Source organism: Methylobacterium sp. V23, from assembly GCF_002917135.1.
In the GTDB taxonomy this organism is placed as follows: domain Bacteria; phylum Pseudomonadota; class Alphaproteobacteria; order Rhizobiales; family Beijerinckiaceae; genus Methylobacterium.
Map to the genome: position 1 here is coordinate 66,557 of NZ_PDHT01000023.1, position 24,082 is coordinate 90,638.

Annotated in this window: 21 protein-coding genes; 11 read left to right on the forward strand and 10 right to left on the reverse strand. The window is 70.3% G+C overall.

What is annotated here, in order from left to right:
- Positions 1–100: 100 nt before the first annotated feature.
- The 4 genes from CRT23_RS19795 to CRT23_RS19810 all read left to right on the forward strand — a co-directional run bounded on the left by CRT23_RS19795 (position 101) and on the right by CRT23_RS19810 (position 4,074).
- The gene (locus CRT23_RS19795; protein ID WP_103711355.1) at positions 101–1,327 is read left to right on the forward strand and encodes a phosphatase domain-containing protein; all 1,227 of its coding nucleotides are present in this window, start codon (positions 101–103) and stop codon (positions 1,325–1,327) included.
- A gap of 243 nt (positions 1,328–1,570) precedes the next feature.
- On the forward strand, positions 1,571–2,710 hold the full coding sequence (locus tag CRT23_RS19800) for an HPP family protein (RefSeq protein ID WP_103711357.1): 1,140 nt from the start codon (positions 1,571–1,573) through the stop codon (positions 2,708–2,710).
- A 345-nt stretch (positions 2,711–3,055) separates the two neighbouring features.
- Positions 3,056–3,724, forward strand: a complete 669-nt coding sequence (locus CRT23_RS19805; RefSeq protein ID WP_245436400.1) for a 5-formyltetrahydrofolate cyclo-ligase — start codon at positions 3,056–3,058, stop codon at positions 3,722–3,724.
- Positions 3,721–4,074 (forward strand): cupin domain-containing protein, encoded by a 354-nt coding sequence (locus CRT23_RS19810; RefSeq protein WP_103711359.1) that lies wholly within the window; start codon positions 3,721–3,723, stop codon positions 4,072–4,074. The genes CRT23_RS19805 and CRT23_RS19810 overlap by 4 nt, the downstream gene beginning before the upstream one ends.
- Before the next feature lie 4 nt (positions 4,075–4,078).
- Here CRT23_RS19810 and CRT23_RS19815 read toward each other — a convergent pair whose 3' ends face one another.
- The 4 genes from CRT23_RS19815 to CRT23_RS19830 all read right to left on the reverse strand — a co-directional run bounded on the left by CRT23_RS19815 (position 4,079) and on the right by CRT23_RS19830 (position 6,873).
- Positions 4,079–4,897 carry a TetR/AcrR family transcriptional regulator gene (locus CRT23_RS19815; protein WP_244477440.1) on the reverse strand — a complete coding sequence of 273 codons (819 nt, stop codon included), beginning with the start codon at positions 4,895–4,897 and terminating at the stop codon, positions 4,079–4,081.
- A gap of 66 nt (positions 4,898–4,963) precedes the next feature.
- Complete coding sequence (proC, locus tag CRT23_RS19820; RefSeq protein WP_103711361.1) at positions 4,964–5,791, reverse strand: pyrroline-5-carboxylate reductase; 828 nt, start codon at positions 5,789–5,791, stop codon at positions 4,964–4,966.
- Positions 5,788–6,291, reverse strand: coding sequence for a YbjN domain-containing protein (locus tag CRT23_RS19825; protein WP_055957499.1), 504 nt, complete (start codon positions 6,289–6,291; stop codon positions 5,788–5,790). The genes proC and CRT23_RS19825 overlap by 4 nt, the downstream gene beginning before the upstream one ends.
- Before the next feature lie 303 nt (positions 6,292–6,594).
- Positions 6,595–6,873 (reverse strand): accessory factor UbiK family protein, encoded by a 279-nt coding sequence (locus tag CRT23_RS19830; protein ID WP_055957494.1) that lies wholly within the window; start codon positions 6,871–6,873, stop codon positions 6,595–6,597.
- Between the two features lie 299 nt (positions 6,874–7,172).
- On the opposite strand from CRT23_RS19830, the gene CRT23_RS19835 reads away from it, so the two are divergent.
- Positions 7,173–7,901 (forward strand): response regulator, encoded by a 729-nt coding sequence (locus tag CRT23_RS19835; RefSeq protein ID WP_055957686.1) that lies wholly within the window; start codon positions 7,173–7,175, stop codon positions 7,899–7,901.
- Between the two features lie 10 nt (positions 7,902–7,911).
- The gene (locus tag CRT23_RS19840; RefSeq protein ID WP_055957491.1) at positions 7,912–9,345 is read left to right on the forward strand and encodes an ATP-binding protein; all 1,434 of its coding nucleotides are present in this window, start codon (positions 7,912–7,914) and stop codon (positions 9,343–9,345) included.
- Between the two features lie 138 nt (positions 9,346–9,483).
- On the opposite strand, the gene CRT23_RS19845 is transcribed toward CRT23_RS19840, so the two are convergent.
- Both CRT23_RS19845 and CRT23_RS19850 read right to left on the reverse strand, forming a co-directional pair.
- On the reverse strand, positions 9,484–9,753 hold the full coding sequence (locus tag CRT23_RS19845; RefSeq protein ID WP_103711363.1) for a hypothetical protein: 270 nt from the start codon (positions 9,751–9,753) through the stop codon (positions 9,484–9,486).
- Positions 9,754–9,969: 216 nt separating this feature from the next.
- Entirely contained in the window at positions 9,970–10,626 is a 657-nt protein-coding gene (locus tag CRT23_RS19850) for a glutathione S-transferase family protein (protein WP_103711365.1), read from the reverse strand.
- A gap of 373 nt (positions 10,627–10,999) precedes the next feature.
- On the opposite strand from CRT23_RS19850, the gene phaZ reads away from it, so the two are divergent.
- A complete protein-coding gene (phaZ, locus tag CRT23_RS19855) occupies positions 11,000–12,214 on the forward strand; it encodes a polyhydroxyalkanoate depolymerase (RefSeq protein ID WP_055957482.1) in 1,215 nt (404 codons plus the stop codon).
- Positions 12,215–12,606: 392 nt separating this feature from the next.
- Here phaZ and CRT23_RS19860 read toward each other — a convergent pair whose 3' ends face one another.
- The 3 genes from CRT23_RS19860 to CRT23_RS19870 form a co-directional block, all read right to left on the reverse strand.
- Positions 12,607–14,373 carry an ABC transporter ATP-binding protein gene (locus CRT23_RS19860; protein WP_055957479.1) on the reverse strand — a complete coding sequence of 589 codons (1,767 nt, stop codon included), beginning with the start codon at positions 14,371–14,373 and terminating at the stop codon, positions 12,607–12,609.
- Between the two features lie 256 nt (positions 14,374–14,629).
- Positions 14,630–15,982 (reverse strand): MFS transporter, encoded by a 1,353-nt coding sequence (locus tag CRT23_RS19865; protein ID WP_103711367.1) that lies wholly within the window; start codon positions 15,980–15,982, stop codon positions 14,630–14,632.
- A complete protein-coding gene (locus CRT23_RS19870; RefSeq protein ID WP_181017393.1) occupies positions 15,979–16,830 on the reverse strand; it encodes a PRC-barrel domain-containing protein in 852 nt (283 codons plus the stop codon). Before CRT23_RS19870 ends, CRT23_RS19865 begins: the two co-directional genes overlap by 4 nt.
- A 419-nt stretch (positions 16,831–17,249) precedes the next feature.
- On the opposite strand from CRT23_RS19870, the gene CRT23_RS19875 reads away from it, so the two are divergent.
- The 4 genes from CRT23_RS19875 to CRT23_RS19890 all read left to right on the forward strand — a co-directional run bounded on the left by CRT23_RS19875 (position 17,250) and on the right by CRT23_RS19890 (position 22,399).
- Positions 17,250–17,627, forward strand: a complete 378-nt coding sequence (locus CRT23_RS19875; RefSeq protein ID WP_103711369.1) for a hypothetical protein — start codon at positions 17,250–17,252, stop codon at positions 17,625–17,627.
- A 487-nt stretch (positions 17,628–18,114) separates the two neighbouring features.
- On the forward strand, positions 18,115–18,870 hold the full coding sequence (gene aqpZ, locus CRT23_RS19880; protein ID WP_103711371.1) for an aquaporin Z: 756 nt from the start codon (positions 18,115–18,117) through the stop codon (positions 18,868–18,870).
- Positions 18,871–19,025: 155 nt separating this feature from the next.
- Entirely contained in the window at positions 19,026–21,299 is a 2,274-nt protein-coding gene (locus CRT23_RS19885) for an FUSC family protein (RefSeq protein ID WP_103711373.1), read from the forward strand.
- Between the two features lie 425 nt (positions 21,300–21,724).
- Positions 21,725–22,399 carry a response regulator transcription factor gene (locus tag CRT23_RS19890; RefSeq protein ID WP_103711375.1) on the forward strand — a complete coding sequence of 225 codons (675 nt, stop codon included), beginning with the start codon at positions 21,725–21,727 and terminating at the stop codon, positions 22,397–22,399.
- Positions 22,400–22,520: 121 nt separating this feature from the next.
- On the opposite strand, the gene CRT23_RS19895 is transcribed toward CRT23_RS19890, so the two are convergent.
- Positions 22,521–23,918: a flagellin gene (locus CRT23_RS19895; RefSeq protein ID WP_103711377.1), complete on the reverse strand. Its 1,398-nt coding sequence runs from the start codon at positions 23,916–23,918 to the stop codon at positions 22,521–22,523.
- Positions 23,919–24,082: the final 164 nt, after the last annotated feature.

Sequence of the window (24,082 nt, forward strand, 5' to 3'; positions counted from 1 at the left end):
TGTGGGCGACGGTTGCCGGGGCCGGCGCCGAACCTTTGCCGGCGCCGGGCATTGAACCGGCGATGCTGCGACGGGGGCCTACGACGATGACGACGCAACGATGACCGGCCGACAGGGGGCCGCCCGGTTCGCGAAAGGCGCCCTGCGGGGGCTGCGCCTGCTGGCCAAGCCGGTCCGGCGCTCCCAGGGGCGCGCCGGCACGGTGGTCGAGACCTACCGCGGCTACGGCTCCCGCGACGAGGTCTTCCTCATCGGCCGGGTCTTCCGGCAGACGAGCCGGGCGGTTGATGCCCCGGACGAGGGCTGGGCCGCCGAACTGCGCGACATCCGGCGCCGCATCACCCGCCGGACGGTGGCGGGCGCGGTGCTCACCGCGCGCTTCTTCGGCTGCGAGGAACAGGTCGTCACCGACCGGGACGGCTACTTCCGCGTCCACCTGCGCCCGAACCTGCCCGCGCCGCCGCAGGCCTCCTGGCACAGCATGGAGCTCGACCTGGCCGGCCCCGAGCCCGTGCGGGCGAAGGGGCAGGTGTTCATCCCCTCGGCCGATTGCCGGCGGGTGGTGATCAGCGACATCGACGACACGATCATGCGCACGGGCGTGGCCAACAAGGTCAAGATGCTGTGGCGGCTGTTCGTGGAGGATGCCGAGAACCGCGTCGCCTTCCCGGGCGCCGCCGCCCTCTACCGCGCCCTCTATGCCGGGCCGTGCGGGGCGGAGGGCAATCCGATGCTCTACGTCTCCCGGGCGCCGTGGGGCATCTACGACATGCTCAGCGAGTTCTTCGTCATGCATCGGATCCCGGTCGGGCCGGTGCTGTTCCTGCGCGAGTGGGGCCTGTCCTGGACGAGCCCGCTGCCGCGCCGGGCCGAGGACCACAAGCGCCACCTCATCGACCACATGCTGACGCTCTACAACGACCTGCCCTTCGTGCTCATCGGCGACAGCGGCCAGCACGATCCCGAGGTCTATGCAGGCATCGTCGCCGCGCATCCCGGCCGGGTGGCAGCCGTCTATATCCGCAACGTTTCGCGGGATGCGGGCCGGCTGGAGGAGATCGCCAAGCTCGCCGAGGCGGTGGAGGCCGCCGGCAGCAGCCTGGTTCTCGCCGCCGACAGCCTCGCGATGGCCGAGCATGCCGCCGAGCACGGCCTGATCGCCCGGACGGCCGTGGCCGATGTGGCGCGGGAATACGGCGCCGTGCCGGAGACCCGCCGCCGTGCCGGCCACACCCGTGCCCGCGCCCTGCGCAAGGTCCTCGACGGGGCCGGCCCAACGCCGCCCAACGTCATCGTCGAGCCCGGCCGCGCCGACCCGCCGGCCTGAGCGGCCGGCCGGCGGCTGCCCCGCGACGGGCGTGGCCCGATTCGAGAACCCCCTGGCGGCAGACCGGAGCGTTTTACCCGGAGCGCTTTGCCCAGAGCGCTTTGCCGTCGAGGTGGGCAATCTGCCTGAAGCGTTTGCAATTCCGTCCTCGCCCTGTAAGGTCTTACTGGTATACCAGAGGCGCCGGCCTGCATTTTCGGCGTTTGCCCGTGAAGCGGGCGCTTCGCGAGACAGGGGCACAGGATGTCCGACACCGCCGGTCCCGACCGCCACGCCGACACGCTGCTCGGCTCCCGCCTGTTCCGGCCGATCCTGGCCGGCGCCACCCTGCGCGAGCGCCTGATCGGCTGCCTCGGCGCCCTCATCGGCATCGCCCTGACGGGGCTCATGACAGGCTGGATGGTCGGCCAGGGCCCGCACATTCCCCTGATCGTGGCGCCCATGGGCGCCACGGCGGTGCTGCTCTTCGCGGTGCCGGCGAGCCCGCTGGCCCAGCCCTGGCCGATCATCGGCGGCAACACGATCTCGGCCCTGATCGGCGTCACGGCCGCCCACTTCATTCCCAATCCGGTGCTGGCCATCGGGGTCGGCGTCTCGCTGGCCATCGCGGCGATGTCGTTCACCCGCAGCCTGCATCCGCCGGGCGGGGCCGCGGCGCTCACCGCGCTCATCGGCGGCCCGGCCATCGCCTCCTCGGGCTTCCTGTTCCCCTTCGTGCCGGTCTGCCTGAACTCCATCATCCTGGTCAGCCTCGGCATTGCCTTCCATCGGATCTCCGGGCGCAAGTATCCGCACGTCCCGGCGGTACCTCCAGCCAACGTGCACGGTACGGCCGACCTGCCGGCCCCCATCCGGGTCGGCTTCCATGCCCGCGACGTCGACGCCGCGCTCCTCAACCTCAACGAGACCCTCGACATCGACCGCACCGACCTCGACCGGCTGCTGCGGGAGGTCGAGAGCCAGGCCCTGGTGCGGGCGCACGGCGCCCTGGACTGCCAGGCGGTGATGTCCCGCGACGTGGTGACGATCGGTCTGCATGAGCCGCTCGCTCGAGCGCGTGACCTCCTGCTCCGGCACAACATCCGGACCCTGCCGGTGGTGGACGAGGCGGGCCGCCTCGCCGGGACCCTGGGCCTGCGCGAGCTGGCCCTGCGCACAGAAGGCAGCATCGGGCAGGTGATGTCCGAGGCGCGGACGACCAAGGCCAGCGAGCCCGTGGTGAGCCTGGTGGAGCCGCTGACCAACGGCCACACGCACGCCGTGCTGGTCACGGGCGAAGACCGTCGGATCCTCGGGATCATCACCCAGACCGACCTGCTCGCCGTGCTGACGCGCCTGGCCTCCACCAAGGCCTTCGACCTGAGCGCCGCGTCGGCAGCCTGAGCGGCGGGCACGGAAGGCAGGAGGGCGTCTAAGTCCGTCTTCAAACCGTGGCGCGGTTGTTGCAAGGAGCCGAGCTCTCCTCGCACCGTAGCCCACGGGTTCGAGCCGATGCACGACGCACCGCTTTATCTCCACCTCCTGTACGCCACCCTGATGGTGGCCAGCATGATGCTGACCTGGCAGGTCCATCGGCTCCTCGGAAGGGGCTGAGCACGACAACGGCCCTTCCGCCGGGCGTGCCGAAGCCGTCCCGCCTGTCACCACCTCCCGGGATCCGCGTTGATCTGAGGCGCTTCGGTCTGCCGAGCGCAGTCTCGGCACGGAACCGTGAAGGGGAGGAACGACGTGGATGACGCCGGCACAGCATCCGAACCTCTGGCACCGCCGCCGCCCGCCGGTCTCGCGTGGTCGGCGATCCGGCAATGGCGTCGTGAAACGCGGATTGACCTCATCGCGCGGCGGCAGCGCATCGCCTTCAGGGATCGAGAGCCCTGGAGCGATCGGATCAGCGAACGGCTGAACGCCGTCCTTACCGCGCATCCGAGACCGCTGATCGGGTTCTACTGGCCCTTCCGCGGCGAGTACGATGCCCGCCCGTTGCTGACGGGCCTACGCGATCGCGGCGTCCGTCCGGCCCTTCCGGTCGTGGTCGCCAAGGCGGCGCCCCTGCAGTTTCGGGAATGGCGGCCCGGGATCGCCATGACGCGCGGGATCTGGGACATCCCGATCCCGGCCGAGGGCGAGGCGGTCTCCCCCGCCATTCTCCTCGTCCCGCTGGTCGGTTTCGACGCCGACAACTACCGGCTCGGCTATGGCGGCGGCTACTATGACCGGACGATCGCCGCCATGGCGGCGAGACCGCTCTGCATCGGAGTCGGGTTCTCGCTGTCGCGGCTCGCGAGCATTCACCCGCAGGCCCACGACGTGCCGATGGACCTGATCGTGACCGAGGCACCCGGCAGCGGGCCCGACGGAGGCGGCTCACCCCGTCGAACGACAGGGGCACCCACATGACGCGCCCCGCCCATACGGGCAACCTGCTCACGGACCTGCCCGACGCCGCGGCGGGCGAGGTCTTCACCGAGCTCCTCGTGCGGCCGGGCTGCCGGATCGAGCGCATCGTCTCGCAGGGTCAGGTCACGCCGCCGGACATGCCCTATCAACAGGCCCATGACGAGTGGGTGCTGCTCCTTGCCGGTGCGGCCCGCGTCGCGATGGCAGGTGCGGAGATCGCGCTCTCGCCGGGTGACACCCTGTTCATCCCGGCCGGGTGCGTGCACCGGGTCACCTTCACCGATCCCGACCGGCCGACGGTCTGGCTCGCCGTTCATCTCAGCGAGACCGACCGCCCGGCCGGGGACTAGCGCTTCAGATCGCGGCGGCCGGATCGCCGCCGAGGGGATTGCCCGCATCCTCGTTGCGGTCGTCCGCCGCGTGCCGTTCCCGGCGCGCGCGGCCACCCCGATCGAGCAGCGAGCGCCCGAGTGCCCGAAAGGGGGCCGTGAGGCGGCGAGCATCGTCGGCGCGCTCCATGAAGCGCTCGCCGTTGCGAATCTCCTTGTCGAGGCGCGCCATGGTACGGGCCAGGGCCGGATCTTCGTCGTCGAGCCAGACCTCCACCGTGCGGGCGAAGGCGATGACCACGCCTTGGAGCTTGAGACGGCCGAGGGGCCCCTCGGTGTTGATGCCGGCGGCGGCCAGCATGAAGCGGTGCGAGTTCAGCGCGACCCCGTTCAGGGCGAGCATCGACAGCGGATCGCCGCGCAGGGCGTAGGAGATCCGGCGCAGGGCGTCCTTGTAGGGCGTCATCGCGTCGAGGCGGCGCATCAGCACGTCGAACAGGCGCTCGCGGGTCGGCTCGTCGGCGAGATCGGTATTGTCGCCCTCCAGCACCTTTCGATCGATGAGACGCGACAGACCTCCGAGAACGGCGCCCTTCGACGGGAACAGGTCGCGGAACTCCGCCAGCGTAAGGCCGGCCTCCCGGGCGATGTCGCCGACCTCGATGTCATTCCAGGGCTGCTCGGCCGCGAGCCGCATCAGCGCCTCGACCGCCGCCTCGCGCGGGGGCAGCGCCTTCTCGGCAGGGGCGGCCGACACCGCCACGGTGCCGGTGGCATCCGATTCCTGCGGGTGAGACTCGTGCGTGTCGGTTTCGGGCTTGGGAGAGCCGGGGCGTTTGGCCATGGTCGTGCGATCCTCGTCCAATCAGGCCTTCATGTAGGGTCCCGCGGCCGGATCGTCAGGGCCGGATCAGCCCGCGAGGGCTCCGGCGCGGCGCCGCGCCGCGTCCACGGCCTCGCGCATCAGGTCCGGCAGGCCGCCGTCGCGCATCAGCACGGCGAGGGCCTCGGCCGTGGTGCCGCCCGGCGAGGTTACGTCCCGGCGCAGCAGCGCGGCGTCGCGGGGATTGGCCGCGAGGAGCGCGGCGGCCCCCGAGACGGTCTCGCGGGCGAGGCGCGTGGCCATGTCCGCGGGCAGGCCAGCAGCGACGCCCGCCTCGGCCATCACCTCGGCCAGGAGGAAGACGTAGGCGGGGCCGGAGCCCGACACCGCCGTCAGGGCGTCGATCAGACCCTCGTCGTCGAGCCACTCCACCAGGCCGACGCTGGCGAGGAGCGCGTGCGCCTGCGCCCGCTGCCGGTCATCGACCTCCGGGCTGGCCACCGCGCCGGTAGCTCCCCGGCCGATGCTGGCGGGCAGGTTCGGCATCGCCCGCACGATCGCGCGGGCGCCGGGCAGCCGGTCGCGCAGGTTGGCGATGGTCTTGCCGGCCAGGATCGACACGACGAGGGTTCCGGCGCCGATCAGCGGCGCCAGCGCGGGTGCGGCGCCCTCCAGCCCCTGCGGCTTCATGGCGAGCACCAGGGCGTCGGCGACCGGGGGGGCGGCGGGGTTCAGGGCGAGCCCGCGTGCGGCGCAGAGCGCCTGCATCTCCGGCGAGGCCTGCGGATCGAGAACGGTGGTGCGGGCCGGGTCGAGCCCGCCCGCCAGCCAGCCGGCGAGCATGGCCCCCCCCATCTTGCCGGCCCCCACCAGGGTGAGGGAGGCGGGGAGGGCGGCGTCGACGGGCGCGCTCACGCCTCGCCTTCGGTCTCGAACAGCACCGCGTCGAGCGCCTCGCGGGCGGACTTGCCCGCCCAGAGCACGAACTGGAAGGCCTGGTAGTAGCGCTCGCAGGCATCGACTGCCGACTTCAGCATCATGGTGCACTGGCCCTGGGTCGGGGCGGCGCCGCCGGTCAGCAGCAGCGAGTGGCGGAACATCACGACGTTGTCGGTGGACCACAGGTCGAAATGCCCGACCCACAGCTGCTCGTTGACCAGGGAGACCAGGGTCAGGATCTCGGTGCGCCGGCGCTCCGGCACCTTGAGGTCGAAGGCGGAGGCGACGTGGAGCGCCTCCACGTCCTCGATCCAGGTGAACGCCACGTGGTAGTCGGCCCAGCGCCCGGCGACGGAGACGGACATCTCGTCGGTCTCGGCCCGGTCGAAGATCCAGTCGCGCAGCGACGCGAGGCGCTCGACGATGTCGAGGGGATGCTCGTGCCGATCGTGATCTTCGATGTGGAGTTGGGTCATGGCGGTCCAGTGTGTCGATCTCGTCGAAGATCGGCGAAGTCGTTGTGAAACTCGTTCCGGTGACCGTCGGCACTCTGTTCCGGACTTGCTCCGCGCCCACCCGGAAGGGTGTGGCAGGCGGCGATTCTGTTCGGTTCAGGGCGGTTCGGGGCAGGAGCGAATCAGGTCATGACCCACTATAGACCGTGCCGGACTCGCGTTTCAAAGCGGCCCGGGAAGCCGGTGAACAGGAAAGCGACCGTCCACCGTTCCTTCCTGTGCACAAGCGTGGCGGGGCCGGAGCCCCTGCGAATCAACCTGGAATCAGATCGCCTCGCTGGCTCCGGCCACCGGATCGGCGCCGAGTTTCGCCTCCAGGGCGGTGACCCGGGCGGCCAGGGCGTCGTTCTGGCTGCGCAGGGCCGAGACGAGGTCGCGCAGCACGTCGAGTTCCTCGCGGGAGGCGATGTCCATGTCGCGGATCAGGCGCTCGACCTGGGCCTTGAACACCGTCTCCGCCTCGCGGCGCACGCCCTGCGCGGCTCCGGCGGCATCGGTCATCAGGCGGGCGAAATCGTCGAACAGCCGGTTCGAGCCTTGCATCGTCGTCTCCCGGGAGCAGTGAGGCCGCCATCCGTCCGTGACGGCCACGAGACCGGCGCCTGTGCGCCACGACATAAGAATCCCCGGCCGTCCCGGCAATCCGCGCCGGTGCTTTGGGAGTCCCGACGGAGATGTTTCCGGCCCTGTGCGGCGGGGTGGTCCGAAACAGGCATTTACAAATCCCCGCCGAACCGGCCCTTCGAACTCCGTGCGCGTCGGCGCATACTCGCGCGTTGAAAGATCCGCATGCGGTCCGGGCGCCGGCCCCGGATGCGGAGGGAGCCGCGATGCTCGGGACCATGACGCAGACGACCACGACCCATCCGCACATCCTCCTCGTGGAAGACGATCGCGAGATCAGCGCCCTCGTCGCCCGCTACCTGCGCGCCAACGAGTGCCGGGTCAGCCTCGCCGGGGACGGGGCGGCCATGGACAAGGTCCTGGCCGACGCCCGGGTCGACCTCGTCGTCCTCGACCTGATGCTTCCGGGCGAGGATGGCCTGAGCCTGTGCCGGCGCCTGCGCGCCACCTCGCGCATCCCCATCCTGATGCTCACCGCCAAGGCCGAGGAGATCGACCGGATCATCGGCCTCGAGATCGGCGCCGACGACTATCTCGGCAAGCCGTTCAACCCGCGCGAGCTCCTGGCCCGCATCCGCGCGATCCTGCGGCGGGGCTCGGGCCCGGAGGCCGAGGCGGAGGAGGGCGTGCGTCGCCTGCATTTCCTGGGCTGGACCCTCGACGTCTCCCTGCGCCAGCTTCTCAGCCCGGAGGAGGCGCGCATCGCCATCACGGGGGCGGAGTTCGACCTGCTGCACGCCCTCTGCCTGCGTCCCGGCCGGGTGCTCTCCCGCGATCAGCTCCTCGACCTGACGCAGGGACGCGCCGCCGGCCCGTTCGAGCGCAGCATCGACGTCCTGATCAGTCGCATCCGCCAGAAGGTCGAGCAGGATCCGCGCAACCCGGAGATCATCCGCACCATCCGCTCCGGCGGCTACCTCTTCACTCCCGAGGTCACCCGCACATGAAGGCTCGCTCGTGAAGGCCCCGTGGAACCGCCTGCGCGCCCTCGTCCCCGCGAGCGTCGCCGGGCAGATCGCCCTGCTCATCGTCGCCGCCGTGGTGCTGGCGCACGCCATGGCGACCCTGGCGTTCTTCACCCTGCGCGAGCCCTGGCGGCCCGACGACCATCCCGGCGTGGCCGCCACCCGCCTCGCCACGGTCTCCCGCCTCCTCGATGGCGCGAGCCCGGCGGATCGTCCGGCGCTCCTCGCCAATGCCGCCCGGATGCTGCCCACCCTGCGGATCGAGGCCTGGGACGGCACCGTCCCGGAGATCGCCGGCCCCGAAACGGCCGCGGGCGACCGGATCGGCGACCATTCCATGGTCCAGCGCCTGCGTGACGGCTTCGGGCGGCCCCTCGCCATCACCGACCTATGGGCGGTCCGGCGCCCGGCGGATGCGACCGCGGGCGTGCGCGTCGGCATCGCGACGCCGGGCGGCGCCCGGCTCTCCGCCCTGGTGCCGGACGACGACCGCCCGCCCATGCGGCAGGGCGCGATCATCTTCACCTTCGTGTTCCTGGGCGTGGCCGTCTCGCTGATCTGCCTCTGGGCCACGCGGGCGCTCACGGCGCCCCTGGCGCGCCTCGCCGAGGCCGCGGACGTGTTCGGCACCCGCATGAACCTCGTGGATCTGCCCGAGAACGGACCGCGCGAGGTCGTCACTCTGTCCCGCGCCCTCGACCGGATGCGGGCCCGCGTGCGACGCCTGATCGACGACCGTACCCAGATGCTCGCGGCCATCAGCCACGACCTGCGCACCCCGATCACGCGCCTGCGCCTGCGCGCCGAGTTCATCGAGGACGATCACGCCCGGACCATGACCCTGCGCGACCTCGACCAGATGAACGGCCTGGTGGAGGCGGCCCTGTCCTTCGTGCGGGACGGCCACGGCCCGGAAGGCGGCGCGAAAATGCTGGTCGACCTCGCCTCCATCGTCCAGACCGTGGCCGACGAGTTCGCCGATATCGGCGCCGATGTCCGGGTCGACGAGACCCGCCACGTGCTGGTCCAGGGCCGGCCGGACGAGCTCCAGCGCGCGATCATGAACCTCGTGGACAACGCGGTGAAGTATGGCGGCGCGGCGCGGCTGACCGTGACCCAGACCGAGCGCGGTGTCGCCGTGGAGGTCAGTGACGACGGCCCCGGCATCCCGGAGGCGGAGCGGGACGCCATGCTCCAGCCCTTCGTGCGCGGCGACCGGGCGCGCAACCTCGACACGGCCAGCGGTTTCGGCCTCGGCCTGTCCATCGTGCTGGCCATCGCGGATTCGCACGAGGGCCGCTTCACCCTGCGCAACCGGACCCCGCGCGGTCTCACGGCGCGGATCGAGCTGCCGCGGGCCGCCTCCGCCCCGGCCACCGCGCCGAGCGTTGCGCTCGATACGGACCACCGCGCTGCCGCCGAGTGACCGCGCCGAGTGAGCACGCCGGGCAATCCCGTGGCGAGATCGCTCCGGGGGGAGACACGACAAAGGCCCGCCCCTCGCGGGCGGACCTTCCTCCGAAGCCGTGCGCCTCGCGCCGGCGTCCCTCACGTCCTCAGGGCGTCAGCAGCGCGGGCCGCCCGAGGTCTGGCCATATTGCTGGACCGGGAAGTTCTGCTGGTTGGCATTGCCCTGGCTCGCCGAATTGTCCGCGCAACGTCCGGTCACCGGGACGTCGTAGGAGCGGATCGAACCCGTCGTGATGTCGTCGTAGCGCGAGGCCGGCACATCGCCGTAGGCCGGCGCAACGCGATCACGCGCGAAGCTGCCAGTCGCCGGGGCCGCAACGGCAAGAACAGTTGCAGCAACGAGGGCGAAAAGACGATGGTTCATTGGAAAATGATCACTCCTGGGTGAGACGAGGACCGTATGTCTCTGCGTCTCGACTGCGATGAGAGTGATATGGGAAGCGCCTGACTGGGACGACGTGCCACCGCGCACCTTGACGGCGGGCGACGCTGCCGAAGGCTTCCCGAGCCGGTGCGGCTTCGACGTGGGGGCGCCTCGGAGCTTGGCGCTTCGGAACTCGGCGCTTTGAAGCTTGGCGCTTCAGAACTCCATGTCGAGTTCCTCGATCTCGTCGGGCTCCCGCGCCGCTTCGGCCGCCCATTCCGCCATCAGCGGCCAGGCCAGGATGGTGTCGCGATAGGCTTCGGTCCGGCGCGTCAAGCTCACGTCGTAGGTGCGGAACCGCGTGCAGACGGGGGCGTACATGGCGTCGGCGAGGCTCGGGGTCTCGCCGAACAGGAACGGGCCGTCGTAGCGCCCCAGGCACTCGTCGACGATCGTGATGATGCGCTCGATGTCGCCGCGCGCGCCATTGAAGATCTTGAAGTTGGTGTGGCGCGCCTTGAGGTTCATGGGCAGCGCGGAGCGCAGGTTGATGAAGCCGCCGTGCATCTCGCCCGAGATTGAGCGGCAATGGGCCCGTGCCACGGCGTTGCGCGGCAGGAACCCCGCCTCCGGACGGATCTCGTTGAGATACTGGGCGATGGCGAGGGTGTCCCAGACGATGATCTCGCCGTGGACCAGGCGGGGCACGAGGAACGAGGGCGACAGGTGCAGCAGCTCCGCCCGGGTGGAGGCGTCGTTCCCCGACAGGAGCTCGGTCTCGAAATCGAGGCCGGCCATGCGGCAGACCAGCCAGCCTCGCAGCGACCACGACGAGTAGTTCCGGCTTGAGATCGTCAGCGTTGCCGCGGGCATCGTCCGTCCCCCCTGGTGGTCCCTCGCCGACACGTGATCCAAGACTCGTGCCGCAAGCGGCCCTGACAGGCAGGATGTTTCCGGTGCGCCCGGCGCAGGATCCACCGACGCGGGAGCCTTTTCCCATCGCGAAGGTTGACCTTTCACAGTCACGACACCCGGCGGCGCGATGTTCACCAGTTATTCCGACGCGAAACGCGACACATCCGAGGTGATGCATACGCACAACAACCGCAGGATATCACACGTTAAGACCGTTGCGTCCGAGACCCGCCTGCCGCAGCCTAGCGCCCCATCGTCGGCGGCTCTGCCGTCGCGCCCGCTTGCCGCGGACGTTCTGCGATTTGACCGTTCGCGTAGGAGTTCGGGCTGCATGCTCTATCGTGCCTTCGATGCCCAGTCGGACCTGGCTGAGCAGACGCGCGCCTGGGGACGGCTCGTCCACGACGCCGTCTCGCCCTGGACCGCGGCCGGCTTCCGGGAGCCGCTGAGCTGGTGGTCGGCCGGCGCCCGGATGATGATGCGGGCCGGCTTGACCTTCTCACGGCCCGCCTACGGCATCGACAGCGTGATGGTGGGCAACCGCGAGGTGCCGGTGACGGAGGAGGCGGCGTTCGCGACGCCGTTCGGCACGCTGCTGCGGTTCAAGAAGGACATCGACACCGACCAGCCCCGCGTCCTCGTGGTGGCGCCCCTGTCGGGCCACTTCGCTACGCTGCTGCGCGGCACGGTGCGGACCCTGCTGCCCGATCACGACGTCTACATTACCGACTGGCACAATGCCCGCGACGTGCCGCTGAGCGCCGGCCCCTTCGGCTTCGACGACTATGTCGACCACCTCGTGCAGTTCCTCGGGGTGATCGGGGAGGGCGCCCATCTCGTCGCCGTGTGCCAGCCGGCCGTGCAGGCGCTGGCCGCCGCGGCCGTGATGGCGCATTCGAAGGACGTGGCGCATCCGCGCAGCATGACGCTGATGGCCGGCCCGGTGGATTGCCGGATCTCGCCGACCTCGGTGAACCACCTCGCCACCTCGAAGCCGATCGCGTGGTTCGAGAAGAATCTGATCGCCACCGTGCCCGACCGGCACAAGGGCGCCGGACGGCGGGTCTATCCGGGCTTCATGCAGGTCTCGGCCTTCGTCTCGATGAACGCCAAGCGCCACGTCCAGGGCCATGCCGACCTGTTCTGGCATCTCGCCAACGGAGAGACCGAGAAGGCGCGCCAGATCGAGGGCTTCTACGACGAGTATTTCGCCGTCCTCGACCTCGCGGCGGAGTTCTACATCGAGACGGTCAAGACCGTGTTCCAGGACTACACCCTGGCCAAGAACGAGCTGACCTATCGCGGCAATCCGATCGACATGGGCGCCATCCGCAAGACCGCGCTCATGACGGTCGAGGGAGAGCGCGACGACATCTGCGCCGTGGGCCAGACCATGGCGGCGCACGACCTCTGCACCAGCCTGCCGCACCACATGAAGAGCCATCACCTCCAGGCCGGCGTCGGCCATTACGGGGTGTTCTCGGGCCGCAAGTGGGAGACCCAGACCTACCCGCTGGTGCGCAACTTCATCCAGTCGCACAACTGACGCCGACCCCGGGGGCGGTTCTCATCCGCCCCCGGTTTCGCGCCGGCCGAGGCCGTTGATGGCGTGGTGAGCGTGACGCAGGTGACATGGGCCGGCAATGCACGCCGATGGTGCCCAGGCCCACGCCCCTCCGGCAGAGCGATGGCCCGTCAATCACGCCGTCAGTCCGGGTCGCCGCAGGCGAGCCCGGACGCCCGAACCGCCGACAGAACCGGATCTTGCACCCCCTGGGTATCGGGATCCCGGGCTCCGCTGCGCGGCCCGAGGATAACGCGGTGCTGCGGGAATGATGTCGGCACGATCATCTGGTATCGGCGACCGCCCGTCCTCGCCGTCGGAACCCGGGCCTGCGCCAGCGCGGACCTCCTGGCCGAACCGCGGGAGACCGGCCCTCAGGCGGCGGCGAGGGACATCGACATCGATTCCTTCTTCATCAGCTCGCGGTAGAAGCCGTCGAGGTGGGTCAGCTTGTCGGGCGAGCCGTCCTGGATGATGCGGCCGCCCTCGAGGACCACGATCCGGTCGAAGTCCTTCAGGGTCGAGAGGCGGTGCGCGATCGCGATGACCGTGCGGCCCTCCATCAGGTTGGCGAGCGCGTGCCGGATCGCCTCCTCGGACTCGGCGTCGAGAGCCGAGGTCGCTTCGTCGAGGAGCAGGATCGGCGAATCCTTGAGGATGGCCCGCGCGATGGCGATGCGCTGGCGCTGGCCACCGGAGAGCTTCACGCCGCGGTCCCCCACGATGGTGTCGAAGCCTTCCGGCAGTGCCTCGATGAAGTCGGTGCAATGGGCCGCCGCGGCCGCCTTCCAGACATCCTCGTCGGAGGCGTCGGGCCGGCCGTAGCGGATGTTCTCGCGCAAGGTCCGGTGGAACATCGAAACGTCCTGCGGCACCACCGTGATGGCCTCGCGCAGGGATTCCTGCGTGACCCGCTGGATGTCCTGGCCGTTGATCAAGAGGCGCCCGCCCTGCGCGTCGTAGAAGCGCTGCAGCAGCGAGAACAGGGTCGACTTGCCCCCGCCGGACTTGCCCACGAGGCCGACGCGCTGGCCCGGCTGGATCACGAGGTCGAAGTCGGTGAACACGCCGCGACCGTCCGGGTAGGAGAAGGCGACGTGGTCGAAGGTGATCTCGGCGCCCGTGCTGCCGGAGAGCGGCTCCGCCTCCGGGTGGTCGATGAGGTCGTGCGGCTGCAGCAGGGTGTGGAGCGCCTCCGAGAGGCGGGCGGTGTGCTGGGTGGCGTCCACCAGCGCCACGGCGAGGTCGCGGGTGGCGGCGAGGATGCGGATGCCGAGGGTGCAGACCAGAACCACTTGACCGTTGGTGGCCTGCTTGTTCTCCCACAGGTTGATCGCCCAGTATAGCAGGCCCAGCACCGCCAGCACCGTGAGGATCGCGTGTACGATGCGCAGCTTCTCGAGGTAGAGCAGCGAGGAGCGGCGCGAGCGCATCTCCTGGCCGATGGTGCCGTCAAAGCGGACGTATTCGCGCTTGAAGGCCGAGAAGGCGCGGACCAGCGGCATGTTGCCGACGAGGTCGACCATCTCGCCGTCGACCGAAGCGGCCTTGGCGGCGAAGTCGTGGTGCAGCGGCTTGCCGGCGGCCGCCATCTTGAACATCAGCAGCACCACAGCGGCGAAGATGCCGGCGAGCACCAGCGCCATCGTGAGGCTGACGGTGCCGATGTAGAGGATCGAGCCGAAGGCGGCGACGCAGGGCGGCATCACGTTGAACACGAACATGTTCTCGACCGTGAAGATCGCGTTCGAGGTCGCGGTGATGCGCGAGGCCAGAGTGCCGGGCTGGCGGTCGGCGAAGAAGGTCGGCGAATGCCCGGTCATGTGCCGGAACAGGTCGCGGCGGATGTCGCCGGTCACGCCCACGAAGGTGAAGGAGCCGACGAGGCTCGCCACGCGCCAGAGCATGTTGTCGGCCGCGATGAAGGCGATGAGGAGGGCGAGCGCGCCCCAGATCAGGCCGGCATCCGGTCCCTTGCTCAGGGCATCGACCACGCCCTTCAGCGCGTAGTCCGTGCTTACGGAGAATCCGACGGCGCCGAGCACGGCGCACAGGATGACGAGGTGCGGCAGGGCGCGTCGGCGCAGATAGCGTCCCACGAAGGCGAACGGCCTATCGGCATAAACGCAGAGGTCTTCCATCACGGTGACCGTCCCGGTTTCGAGGGTCCGCCCGGACGTTGGGTGGACCGGCTTCTGTTAAGGCGTCCTCGCGGACCCTGGTTTCCCGCGCGTGCCCCACACAGGTTTCCGAGCCCCCCGAACTCGCAACGCGAAGCAAACGCAAGCGTTGCAGTGCCGGGCGGAGGTTTGCGCGTTTTAGCGTGCAAACCTGAACATCGCTTGAGCGGCAAGCGAATTCGATGCCGCGCGGATCCGTCTGCGGACCCGCCCGACGTTACACCGCGGGGTCGCGGCGCGTCTCGGGCATGATGAGCACCACGAGGGCGAAGGCCGCGAAGCCCACGATCGCGAGGCCGAGGAAGGCGGTGTGGCTGCCCAGCCGATCCGCCATCACGCCGGCGAGCGAGGTGGACAGGGCGGCGCCGATGCCCATCGCGGTGCCGACCGCGCCGAGGGCGAGATTGAAGTGTCCGGTCCTGCGGGTGACGTCCGAGACCACCAGGGGCACCATCACGCCGAACACCGCCGCCGAGATGCCGTCGAAGATCTGGACCGCCACGAGGAGTTCCGGGCTGTCGACATAGGCGAAGAGCAGTCCGCGGATCGGCAGGGCGGCGAAGCCGAGGAGCAGCAGCGGGCGACGGCCCCAGCGCTCGGCCAGCCGCCCGATGGTGGGCGCCGAGACCGCGAGGACGACCTGGGGCACGACGATACAGGCGGCGATCAGCGCCGTGGCGGTCTCGCTGGCCCGCAGGGTCAGCATGCTGCCCACCAGCGGCAGCATCGCCGCGTTGGCGAGGAAGAACAGGGTCATGCAGGCCCCGAAGCACAGGAGCGCGCGGTTGGTGAGGAGGGCGCGCAGGCCGGCCTCGCCCTGCGGCGCGCCGGTGGCCCCGCCCGCCTTGGCATGGGCCGGCCCGTCGATCTCCTCCGGCCGGATGCGCGACAGCGCGATCAGGGTCGGCACCATCAGGGCGGCGGTGAGGTAGAACACCGCGTCGTTCGAGAGGTAGTAGCCGCAGGCGCCCATGCCGGCGGCGGCCACGGCATTGCCGAGGGCCGAGAAGCTGGCATTGCGGCCCAGCCGCTCGCCCGCCCGGGCATGCCCGACGAGGCCGATGCTGATCGCCGCGATGGCGGGGGTGAGGATGCAACTCGCCGCCGAGTGGGCGGCCATGGCCAGGAGCACGACGAGGAAGTTCGGCCACATGGCCAGCGCGAAGGCGCTCAGCGCGATCGCCACGACCGAGAAGCCGGCGGCGAAGCGGCGCGAGCGCACGGCGTCCACGAAGGCGCCACCGGGCACCTGGCCGAGCAGGCTCACGAGGCTCCCGACGGTCAGCGCGAACCCGATATCGGACTGCGTCCACTTCGCCTGGGTGAAGTAGACGGCCAGGAATGGTCCGAAGCCGGTCTGGAGGTTCGCCACGAAGAACGCGAACCCGTCGAGGCCGCGCGTGCTACGGCGCGAGATCACCTTCATGTCGGCCGGGTTCTCCGCTGCCGTCCCCGGCGGGACGTCGTCCGTGAGGGCGTCGCGGCGCGGGAGCGGCCGTGGCCGGAACTCCGGACGCGCCACCTCCCGCGGCTTGAGCGCCCGGCGATCCTTCGGAAGCGGAACCGTCATCGATCCGGCGACTTCTCGGCCGGTTTGTCCGGCGCTCTCTCAGGCATCGGCGCGGCGGCCGGGGCGGGCGGCACCGGCGCGGCCGGGGCTGTGGTCGCGGCAGGTGCTGAGGTCGGGGCGGGGCCGGAGGCCGGAGGCGGCGCGACGATTGCCGGGGGGGCGACCGGCCCCTGGGCCGGTGCCGCGGCCTGCTCGCCCTCGGCCGGGGCGGCCGGGCTCGCCGGGCCGAGCACCACGATCGGCTCGCCCGGCTTGTATTCCGGCGACACGCGAACCTGGTTGCGGCTGAGCTGGAGGACCGGCCGGCTCGCCTTGCCGTCGGTGGTGAAGCGCATGGCGCGCCAGTCCACCGCGATCTTGCGGGAGCCGACCCCGAGGAAGCCGCCGAAATCGATGATGGCCGCGCGCGGACGCCCGTCCTTGTCGAGGATGATGTCGATGATCCGGCCCATATCCTCGCCGGTGGAGCTGCGCACGGCCTTGCCGAGGACGCCCTCGTAATCCTGGGTGTCCAGGACGGTGGCGGGCGTGCCCGTCGCGGGCGCCCCGGCGGGCGCACTCGGTGCGGGCGGGCCGGCCACGGGTGGGGTTCCGGGCGCCGCCGGCTGGACGGGCACCGGGGCCGGGGCCTGAGCGGGCGCCGGTGCGGGCTGTGCGGGGGCTTGCACCGGCTGCGCCTGGTTCGGCGGGGTCGGGACCGGGGCGGAAGCCCCGGGGGCGGAGGCCGGCGTCGCGGACGCGCCCGTCGTCACCTCGCCGGAGCTCGGCGCGGCGTCCTTGCCCGGCGCGGCCGGGGTTTCGGAGGCCGCGGAGGCGGCCAACAGGGTGATCGTCGCAGTGGCGATCATCCGGACAGTTCTGAACACGCGCGTTCCCCGAGTGGTGCGACTCGCCGGCCTGACACAATGGCAGCTTGGGCGGCGGGTTCCGCCTGACGGGCGGCTCCGGCCTCATTGCGCGTGGACCAAGGCGAAGTTGTGGATGGGCGACAGGAATGGACCCGCGAGCGGCGTCCCTCCTGCGATCCCCGGGGATGGATGAACCCGACCCCGGCGAAAGCAGGACGACGCGATCGCGCGCAAGAAACGGACCGGGCTGCGACCGATCTTCGTTCCGATCCCAGCACTCTGGCATTGCGCCAAGCGTGGCCGCAATGCTCTTGCGCACCAGAGCGTGTCTGGTTTTCGACAAAACTGCGTCGTACAGAGGCGATTAGCTTGAGTGGGCGTCCGAATGCGGTCGCCGGTGTTACCGAGGACCAGAACCGATGTCCCTTCCGTCCAGAGCCTGCGCCGTCGCGCTCGTTGCCGCTGCGCTTGCCGGGTGCCAAGCGCTCGGCGGCGGCGGCGGTGTGATGCCCGAGACGGAAATCGGGCCGCCGCCCTCCATGCGCGGCGCGGTGCCGGGCCCCCAGCGCAGCCGCTCCGCCGAGGTCGATCCCGACGGCGGCCCGCTGCAGACCTCGCCGACGCGCCGCCTCAACGTGCCGACCGCCGCCGGCGGCCAGACCCGCGCGGCCGCGAACGAGGAGCGCCGGATCCGCCGCGAGGATATCGAGGGCGAGACCACGACCCGGTCGAGCTCCGGCGGCCTCGCGCCCCAGATGGGTCAGAGCGGCAGCGTCGGTCTCGGCGGCAAATTCTGACGGCCGGGACAGGGTCTGACGACCGGGACCTGACGGCCGCGGCCTGACGGTCCGAACGCTCATGTTTGGCCTCGCCTGGGCCAGACTTGCGCGGGGACGCGCCGCCGGCCCGGCCGAAACCGGCCTGTCGGCCCGCCCTGCACCGAAGGAAGTACGGGGCGCCCGGCGTCCGAGCGGCGCGGACCTACAGCTGTGCCTGATGGATGCCGCCTTCCGGGAATCGCTCGCGCACCGGCCTCCGTCGATCCTGTCCAGTCTTCGCGCCGGTTCAGTGTCGCCGAACACTGAAATAGGCCAATCTCCGCAGCCGGTCGGAGATGTGACAATTTGATTTTACAGTGTCGTTGCTGTCATCCTGCGGCCGTGTCATCCTCGAACTTGCGCCGCTTCTGCGACGCAGGGGATTCGATCTCGCGTCGTGCCGGCGGTGGCGGCGAACCCGCCATGGGACGAGCGCCTCGCGACCACGCGAGCGGGAGGCGGCGTCATGGATCACGACACGATGCGGCGGGCGACCGCAGAGTTCTTCGGGACGTTCTGGCTGACCTTTGGCGGCTGCGGTGCCGCAATCCTGTCGGCGGCCTTTCCCGACCTCGGCATCGGCTTTCTCGGGGTCGCCCTGGCCCTCGGCCTCACGGTGCTGACGATGGCCTACGCGGTCGGGCACATCTCCGGCGGGCACTTCAACCCGGCCGTGACCCTCGGGCTGCGGTCGGCCCAGCGCTGCGCCAACCGGCACGTCCTGCCCTACAACGTCCTGCCCTACATCGTCGCCCAGGTGACGGGCGCGCTCCTGGCGGCCGGCGTCCTCTATTCCATCGCCTCGGGCAAGGCCGGCTGGCTCCCGAACGGATTCGCCGCGAACGGCTACGGAGAGCTCAGCCCGGGCCAGTACAGCCTCGCGGCCTGTCTCATCACCGAATTCCTGACGACGTTCTTCTTCCTCGTCATCATCGGCGGCACCACCTCGAAGGGGTCCGCGACGGGCTTTGCCGGAATCCCGATCGGGTTCGCCCTGGTGCTGATCCACCTGATCTCGACCCCGGTGACCAACACGTCGGTCAATCCGGCGCGCAGCACCGGTCCGGCCCTGATCGCGGGCGGCGCATACGTGGCGCAGCTCTGGCTGTTCTGGCTCGCACCGATCGTCGGCGCGATGGCGGCGGGCGCCATGACGCGCTGGCTCTATGAGCCCGCGGACGTCGTGAACACGACAGTGGTCGAGAAAGGCCGCGCGATCTGACCTCGGGCACCGGCGTCTCGCCCTGAGGGATACGGAAGGCCCCCGCGTCGCGCAGGGCTCCCGTGCCGAGCCTGGCGGTTCCACGCGAGACGGATGCGCCCTAGATCGCGGAGGTACGGCGGGCCTGCGCCCTCCGGGAGTTCCGCTCGTCCGCGATGCCCTCGTCCTCCACCCGGCCCACTTCCACCCGGTCCAGTCCCACCCGGTCTACCCCCGGCCCGTCGACGCCTGCCCCGACCGGCCCCGAGGGGAGCCGACGCCGGCGGGTGCGCGCGGCCGCCTTCCTGCGGGGCCGCGGGACGCTGACCAATCCGGGGCTCGACCTCACGCGCCTGCCGATCGGCCTCGATCCCCGCGGCCTCAGCCTCGTCGACGGGGTGCGGGCGGCCCTGGCCTTCGGCCTCGTCATCCTGCTGCACGAAGGGTTTCCCTGGCCGCCGCTCCTCACCGTGGCGCTCGCGGCGAACCTCGCCTGCTTCGCCGATGCGGGCGGCCCGATGCGCTCGCGCCTCCTCGTGCTGACGGTGTTCTCGCTCCTCGGCGGGATCATCTGGGGGCTGTTCGGCCTGATGCAGCCGCTCGGGCCGCTGCCGGTGGTGCCGCTCGCCGGCATCGTCATCTTCGGCTGCACCTACGCCCGGGTCTGGGGGGTGCAGGCCCAGGCCGCCGGCAACGTCCTGGTCCTCGTCCTGTGCTTTGCCCTGGACCGGCCGCTCACCCCTGACCAGGCCCTGGTGGCGGGCTTGGTCTTCAGCGCCGGAGGCCTGTGGGCGACGCTGCTGGCGCTCCTCCTGTGGCGCCTCCATCCCTATCGCCCGACGCATCGCGCGGTGGCCGAGGTCTGGCGCCGCCTGACCCGCCTCTGCGACGATCTCGAGGATCTCGCCTCCCTGACCTGGCCCGAGAATCTCGCCTGGCCGGAGAATCCCGAGACGCGGAATGCCGGCGGGGCCCGCCAGATCTTCCACCGCCAGACCTTCGATCTGCAGGCTTTCGACCGCCATGCCCGGGCCCACCGCCGAGGCGTGCGCGAGGCGATCGAGCAGGCCCGGACGGTGATCGTCGACCTCGCCCGCAGCCGCGAGCGCATCTCGGACCGCACGGCCCAGGCCCTGATCCGCCTGGAGGCGGCCGAGCAGATCTTCGCCGCCCTGATCGCGGTCTCGGACCTGATCGAGGGCGAGCCGGACCCGCGCCGGCGCCGGATGGCCCGCCGCTTCCTGCGCCGCCTGCGTCCGCTCCTCGGGGTGATCGCCCGGGCCATCCGCGACGACAGCGTGATCGACCTCGCCCGCCTGGACCGGGCGATCGACCGGAGCACCCGGCGCCTCGCCCATGACCGCGGGCTGCACGATCTCGCCACCCGCATCCTCGACCGCGTCCGCATCGGCGCGAAACTCTCGACGCCGGACGGCTACCGGCCCGGCGGCGCCCTGCTGGGCCGGGCCAGCCTCCCCCTCGGGACCCGACTCCTCGGGCCGCTCAGCACCAATTTCACCGTCGCCTCCGCCAACCTGCGCCACGCCGTGCGCGCCACCGTGGTGGCGGCCCCCGCCCTCTGGGCGACCCTCGTCTGGGCCGGGCCGTTCGCCCACTGGCTCACCATGACGGTGGTGCTGACGATGCAGCCCTTCTACGCCGCCACCTGGCAGCGGGCCCTGGAGCGGATCGGCGGCACGGTGCTCGGCGGCCTGATCGGAGCCATCCTCGCCAGCTTCGCCACCTCGCCCCTGGCCCTGGCCGCCCTGGTCTTTCCCTTGAGCATCATCGGCTTTGCCGCCCGGCAGGTGAGCTACGGCGTCTTCATCGCCTGCCTGACGCCGCTCGTGGTCCTCCTCGTCGAGGTGGTGGAGCCCGGGCACGGCTCCTGGGAGGTGGCGGGCATGCGCGCCCTCCTCACCCTCCTGGGCGGCCTCATCGCGGTGGCGAGCGCCCTCGTGCTCTGGCCGATCTGGGAGCCCGATCAGGTACGCATCGAACTGCGCAAGGCGGTGCGGGCCCATGCGGCCTTTGCCCGGGCGGTGCTCTGCGCCGGGCCCGAAGCGGAGGCCAGCGGCCTGCGGGCCCAGGCCGCCCGGGGTGCCGGCCTCGCCCTCAACGACCTCGAAGCCGCCCTCGCCCGCGCCCTCCAGCAGCCCCGGGCCGGGCGACACCCGCAGGTGGAATCCGCCATGGTGGCGGACGCCACCCTGCGGCGGATCTCGGCCCGTCTCACCGCCCTGCGCTACGCCGTCGAGGTGGCCGAACCCGAGGCGCTCGCGGCCTGGAGCGGCTGGATTACCGCGACCCTGTCGAGCCTCGGGGGCGAAGGCGAGGGTACGTCACCGCCGATGCCCTCGGTTCCCCGCAGCGAAGGCCTGACCCGCCTCGTCGCCCAGATCGAACTCCTGGGCGAGACCCTGGCCCCCACCGCAGCGCGGGGCGCCTGAGGCTCGGTCCCGCCGCGCGGCCCTCGGCCCGGCGCCCGCCGTCGTGGTCGCCGCTCCGGACAGGTCCCGCATGCCGGTCGCGCGATTCGTGCGGCGCGGGGGATCGGTTCCGACCGTTCGCGAAACCGTGATCGATTTGCCACATCCGACGCCTCCGGGGGCGCGTCTGGTATGCCAACCCCCTCAAAATCGGACCGGGATCACAGGACGCCGAACCACTTAATTCAAAATTAACCATTTCCTTAAAGAAACATTCTTAACGCAAAGCGCCGGACGGCAGCGAATACATCCCCCCAAAGAGATGTCGCTGCGAAGTCATCATCAAGTAAAGCTTGGGTATCAAGGGCGAACAACGAAGTCGCTCCGCTTCCCAGGTGATCGTCCGGTGGGTTTGCATAACAGTTCGTTTTCGGCGGGGCGCTGGAATGTATATCGTTGTCGATGAGCGGCACTCGGTTGCCGCCGAGTACGTGGCGGGCTTCAACGCGCAATCGGTTCCGGCGCGTGGCACCAATGCTGACGACTTCCTGGCCTGGCTCGCCGGAAACCCGGCCGATGCCCTCAAGGGGATCGTGCTCGGCGAATGCGCCGATCGCGCCAGCCGGACCGCCGCGATCCGCAGTTTCTCGCAGGCACCGATCATCGCCCTCAACGAGACCCGCTCCCTGGAGCAGACCCTCGACCTCTTCACCGCCGGCATCGACGACGTCGTGCGCCGCCCGGTCCATGTCCGCGAGATCCTGGCCCGGGCCGAGGCGATCCGCCGGCGCGGTATCCGCGGCGAGGTCCAGGCGCCTCCCGCCCAGGATCGCAGCGGCCGCCTCAAGGTCTTCTCCGACGGCCGCGACCCCGAGATCGACGGGATCAGCCTGATCCTGCCGCGCCGCGAGCGGCACATCCTCGAGTATTTCGCCAGCCATCGCGGCCGGCAGCTCAGCCGGGCGCAGATCTTCACCGCGGTCTATGCCGACCACGGCACCGACGTGGAGGAGAGCGTGGTCGAGGGCCACATCAGCAAGCTGCGCAAGAAGCTGCGCATGCGCCTCGGCTACGACCCGATCGAGGCCAAGCGGCTGGCCGGCTACACCTTCGTGGGCTGATCCGCGCGGGCCCCGTCGCGGTCGTGCACCCTCCGGAATCGAAAAAAGGCCACGCCTCCTCGCGGACGCGTGGCCTTTTTCGCGGGGAGCGCCCCCGGATCCTCCGGGGGCGCCGTGCGGCTTAGCGGAAGAGCGAGAGGACGTTCTGGCTGGCCGAGTTGGCGATGCTGAGGGCCTGCACGCCGAGCTGCTGCTGGGTCTGCAGGGCCTTGAGCTTCGTGGACTCCTCCTCGATGTCGGCATCGACGAGGGTGCCGATCGTCCGGTCGTTGGCCTTCATCAAGGTGTCGATGAACGCCTTCTGCCCATCGATCTGGGTCTTGTTGGCACCGAGCTTGGTGCCGGCATCGGTGACCTTGGCAAGGGCCTTCTCGACCTGCGTGATGATGTTTTGCAGGGTCGTGTCACCCGTCGTGCCGACCAGTCCTGAGATGTCGATCGTGCTGACGGCAAAGCTCGTGCTTGCGTCCACGGTGTCGAGGATGCCCTTGCCCGAGGTGGTACCGGCCGCAGTACCCTTGCCGGTGCGCGCGTCGGTGGCGGCTGGGGTGCCGGCGCCGAAGCCAACATCGACCAGGGTGTTGCCGCCGCTTGCGGCGAGGTTCAGGACGGTGACCTGTGCGTCGGTGCCCGAACCGGTCGCAGTGGTGGTGAAGGCAAGACGACCGGCCGAGTCGAGCGAGGCCTTGACTTTGGTGGCGAGCGGCGTCGCGGCGGTGTCCGCAGCGATCTGGTTGTTGATCGCGTCGAGAAACTCCTGCGTCGTGACCTTCGTCAGATTTGCGGCCGCGGAGGCCATCGTCGTCTTGTTGATCAGGATGTTCGCGGTGGAGCCGTCGGCGAGGCTGAGCGAGAAGCTCACTTCGTTCGTTGCACTGAAGTTCGCTGTGCCGCCCGTCGCGAAGGCAGGCGTTCCGGTGAGCGAGGTCGAGCCCACCACTTGGCCAGCCGTCGCGGCCGTGGTGATGCTGCTAGCGTTGAGATCGTACAGTTTGATCGCATTGACGTCGACGGTGATGTTCGAGAACGTCACTGCGCCGGTGGAAGCGCGCGAGAAGCCGGCAACGATGTTAGGCGACGCCTGATAGTTGGTGTTGCTCACCGCAGAGTTGACCGAAAGCCAGTTCTGTCCGCTGGAGGTCGACGAGTCGGCTGTGGCCTGCATCTTGTTCTGGATGGCCTTGATCTCGACCTGCACTTTGGAGCGGTCGACACCGGGCTGCAGAGCGGTCTGCAGCTTGGCGCGCAGGTTCTGCATATCCGTCAGGATGCTGTTGAGGCCGTTATATGCCGTGTCGACGGCCGACGAGCCGAGGCCGAGGGAGTCCTTCACGGCGGAGAGCGAGGCGTTGTCGGTGCGGACCGTGGTGGCGATCGACCAATAGGCGGCGTTGTCCGAGGCATTGGAGACGCGCTGGCCGGTCGAGACCCGGTTGCTGGTCATGTCGAGCTGGGTGTTGATGCTCTTGAGGGTCGTCAGCGCCGTCATGGCGGCGTTGTTGGTCAGCAGGCTGGTCATTGCGAGGATGTCCGGTTGACAGGAATTACAAGGAATTCGTGTCCGTCGCCGAGCAAGACGCCGCGAGGGCGATAGGGATCCCTGAGTGAGGGCCTAGGCTCGGGACTCATAACCAGTAGCTGACGGTAGCAGCGATGCAGACGGCAGCCAGGTAGTTGGTGGCC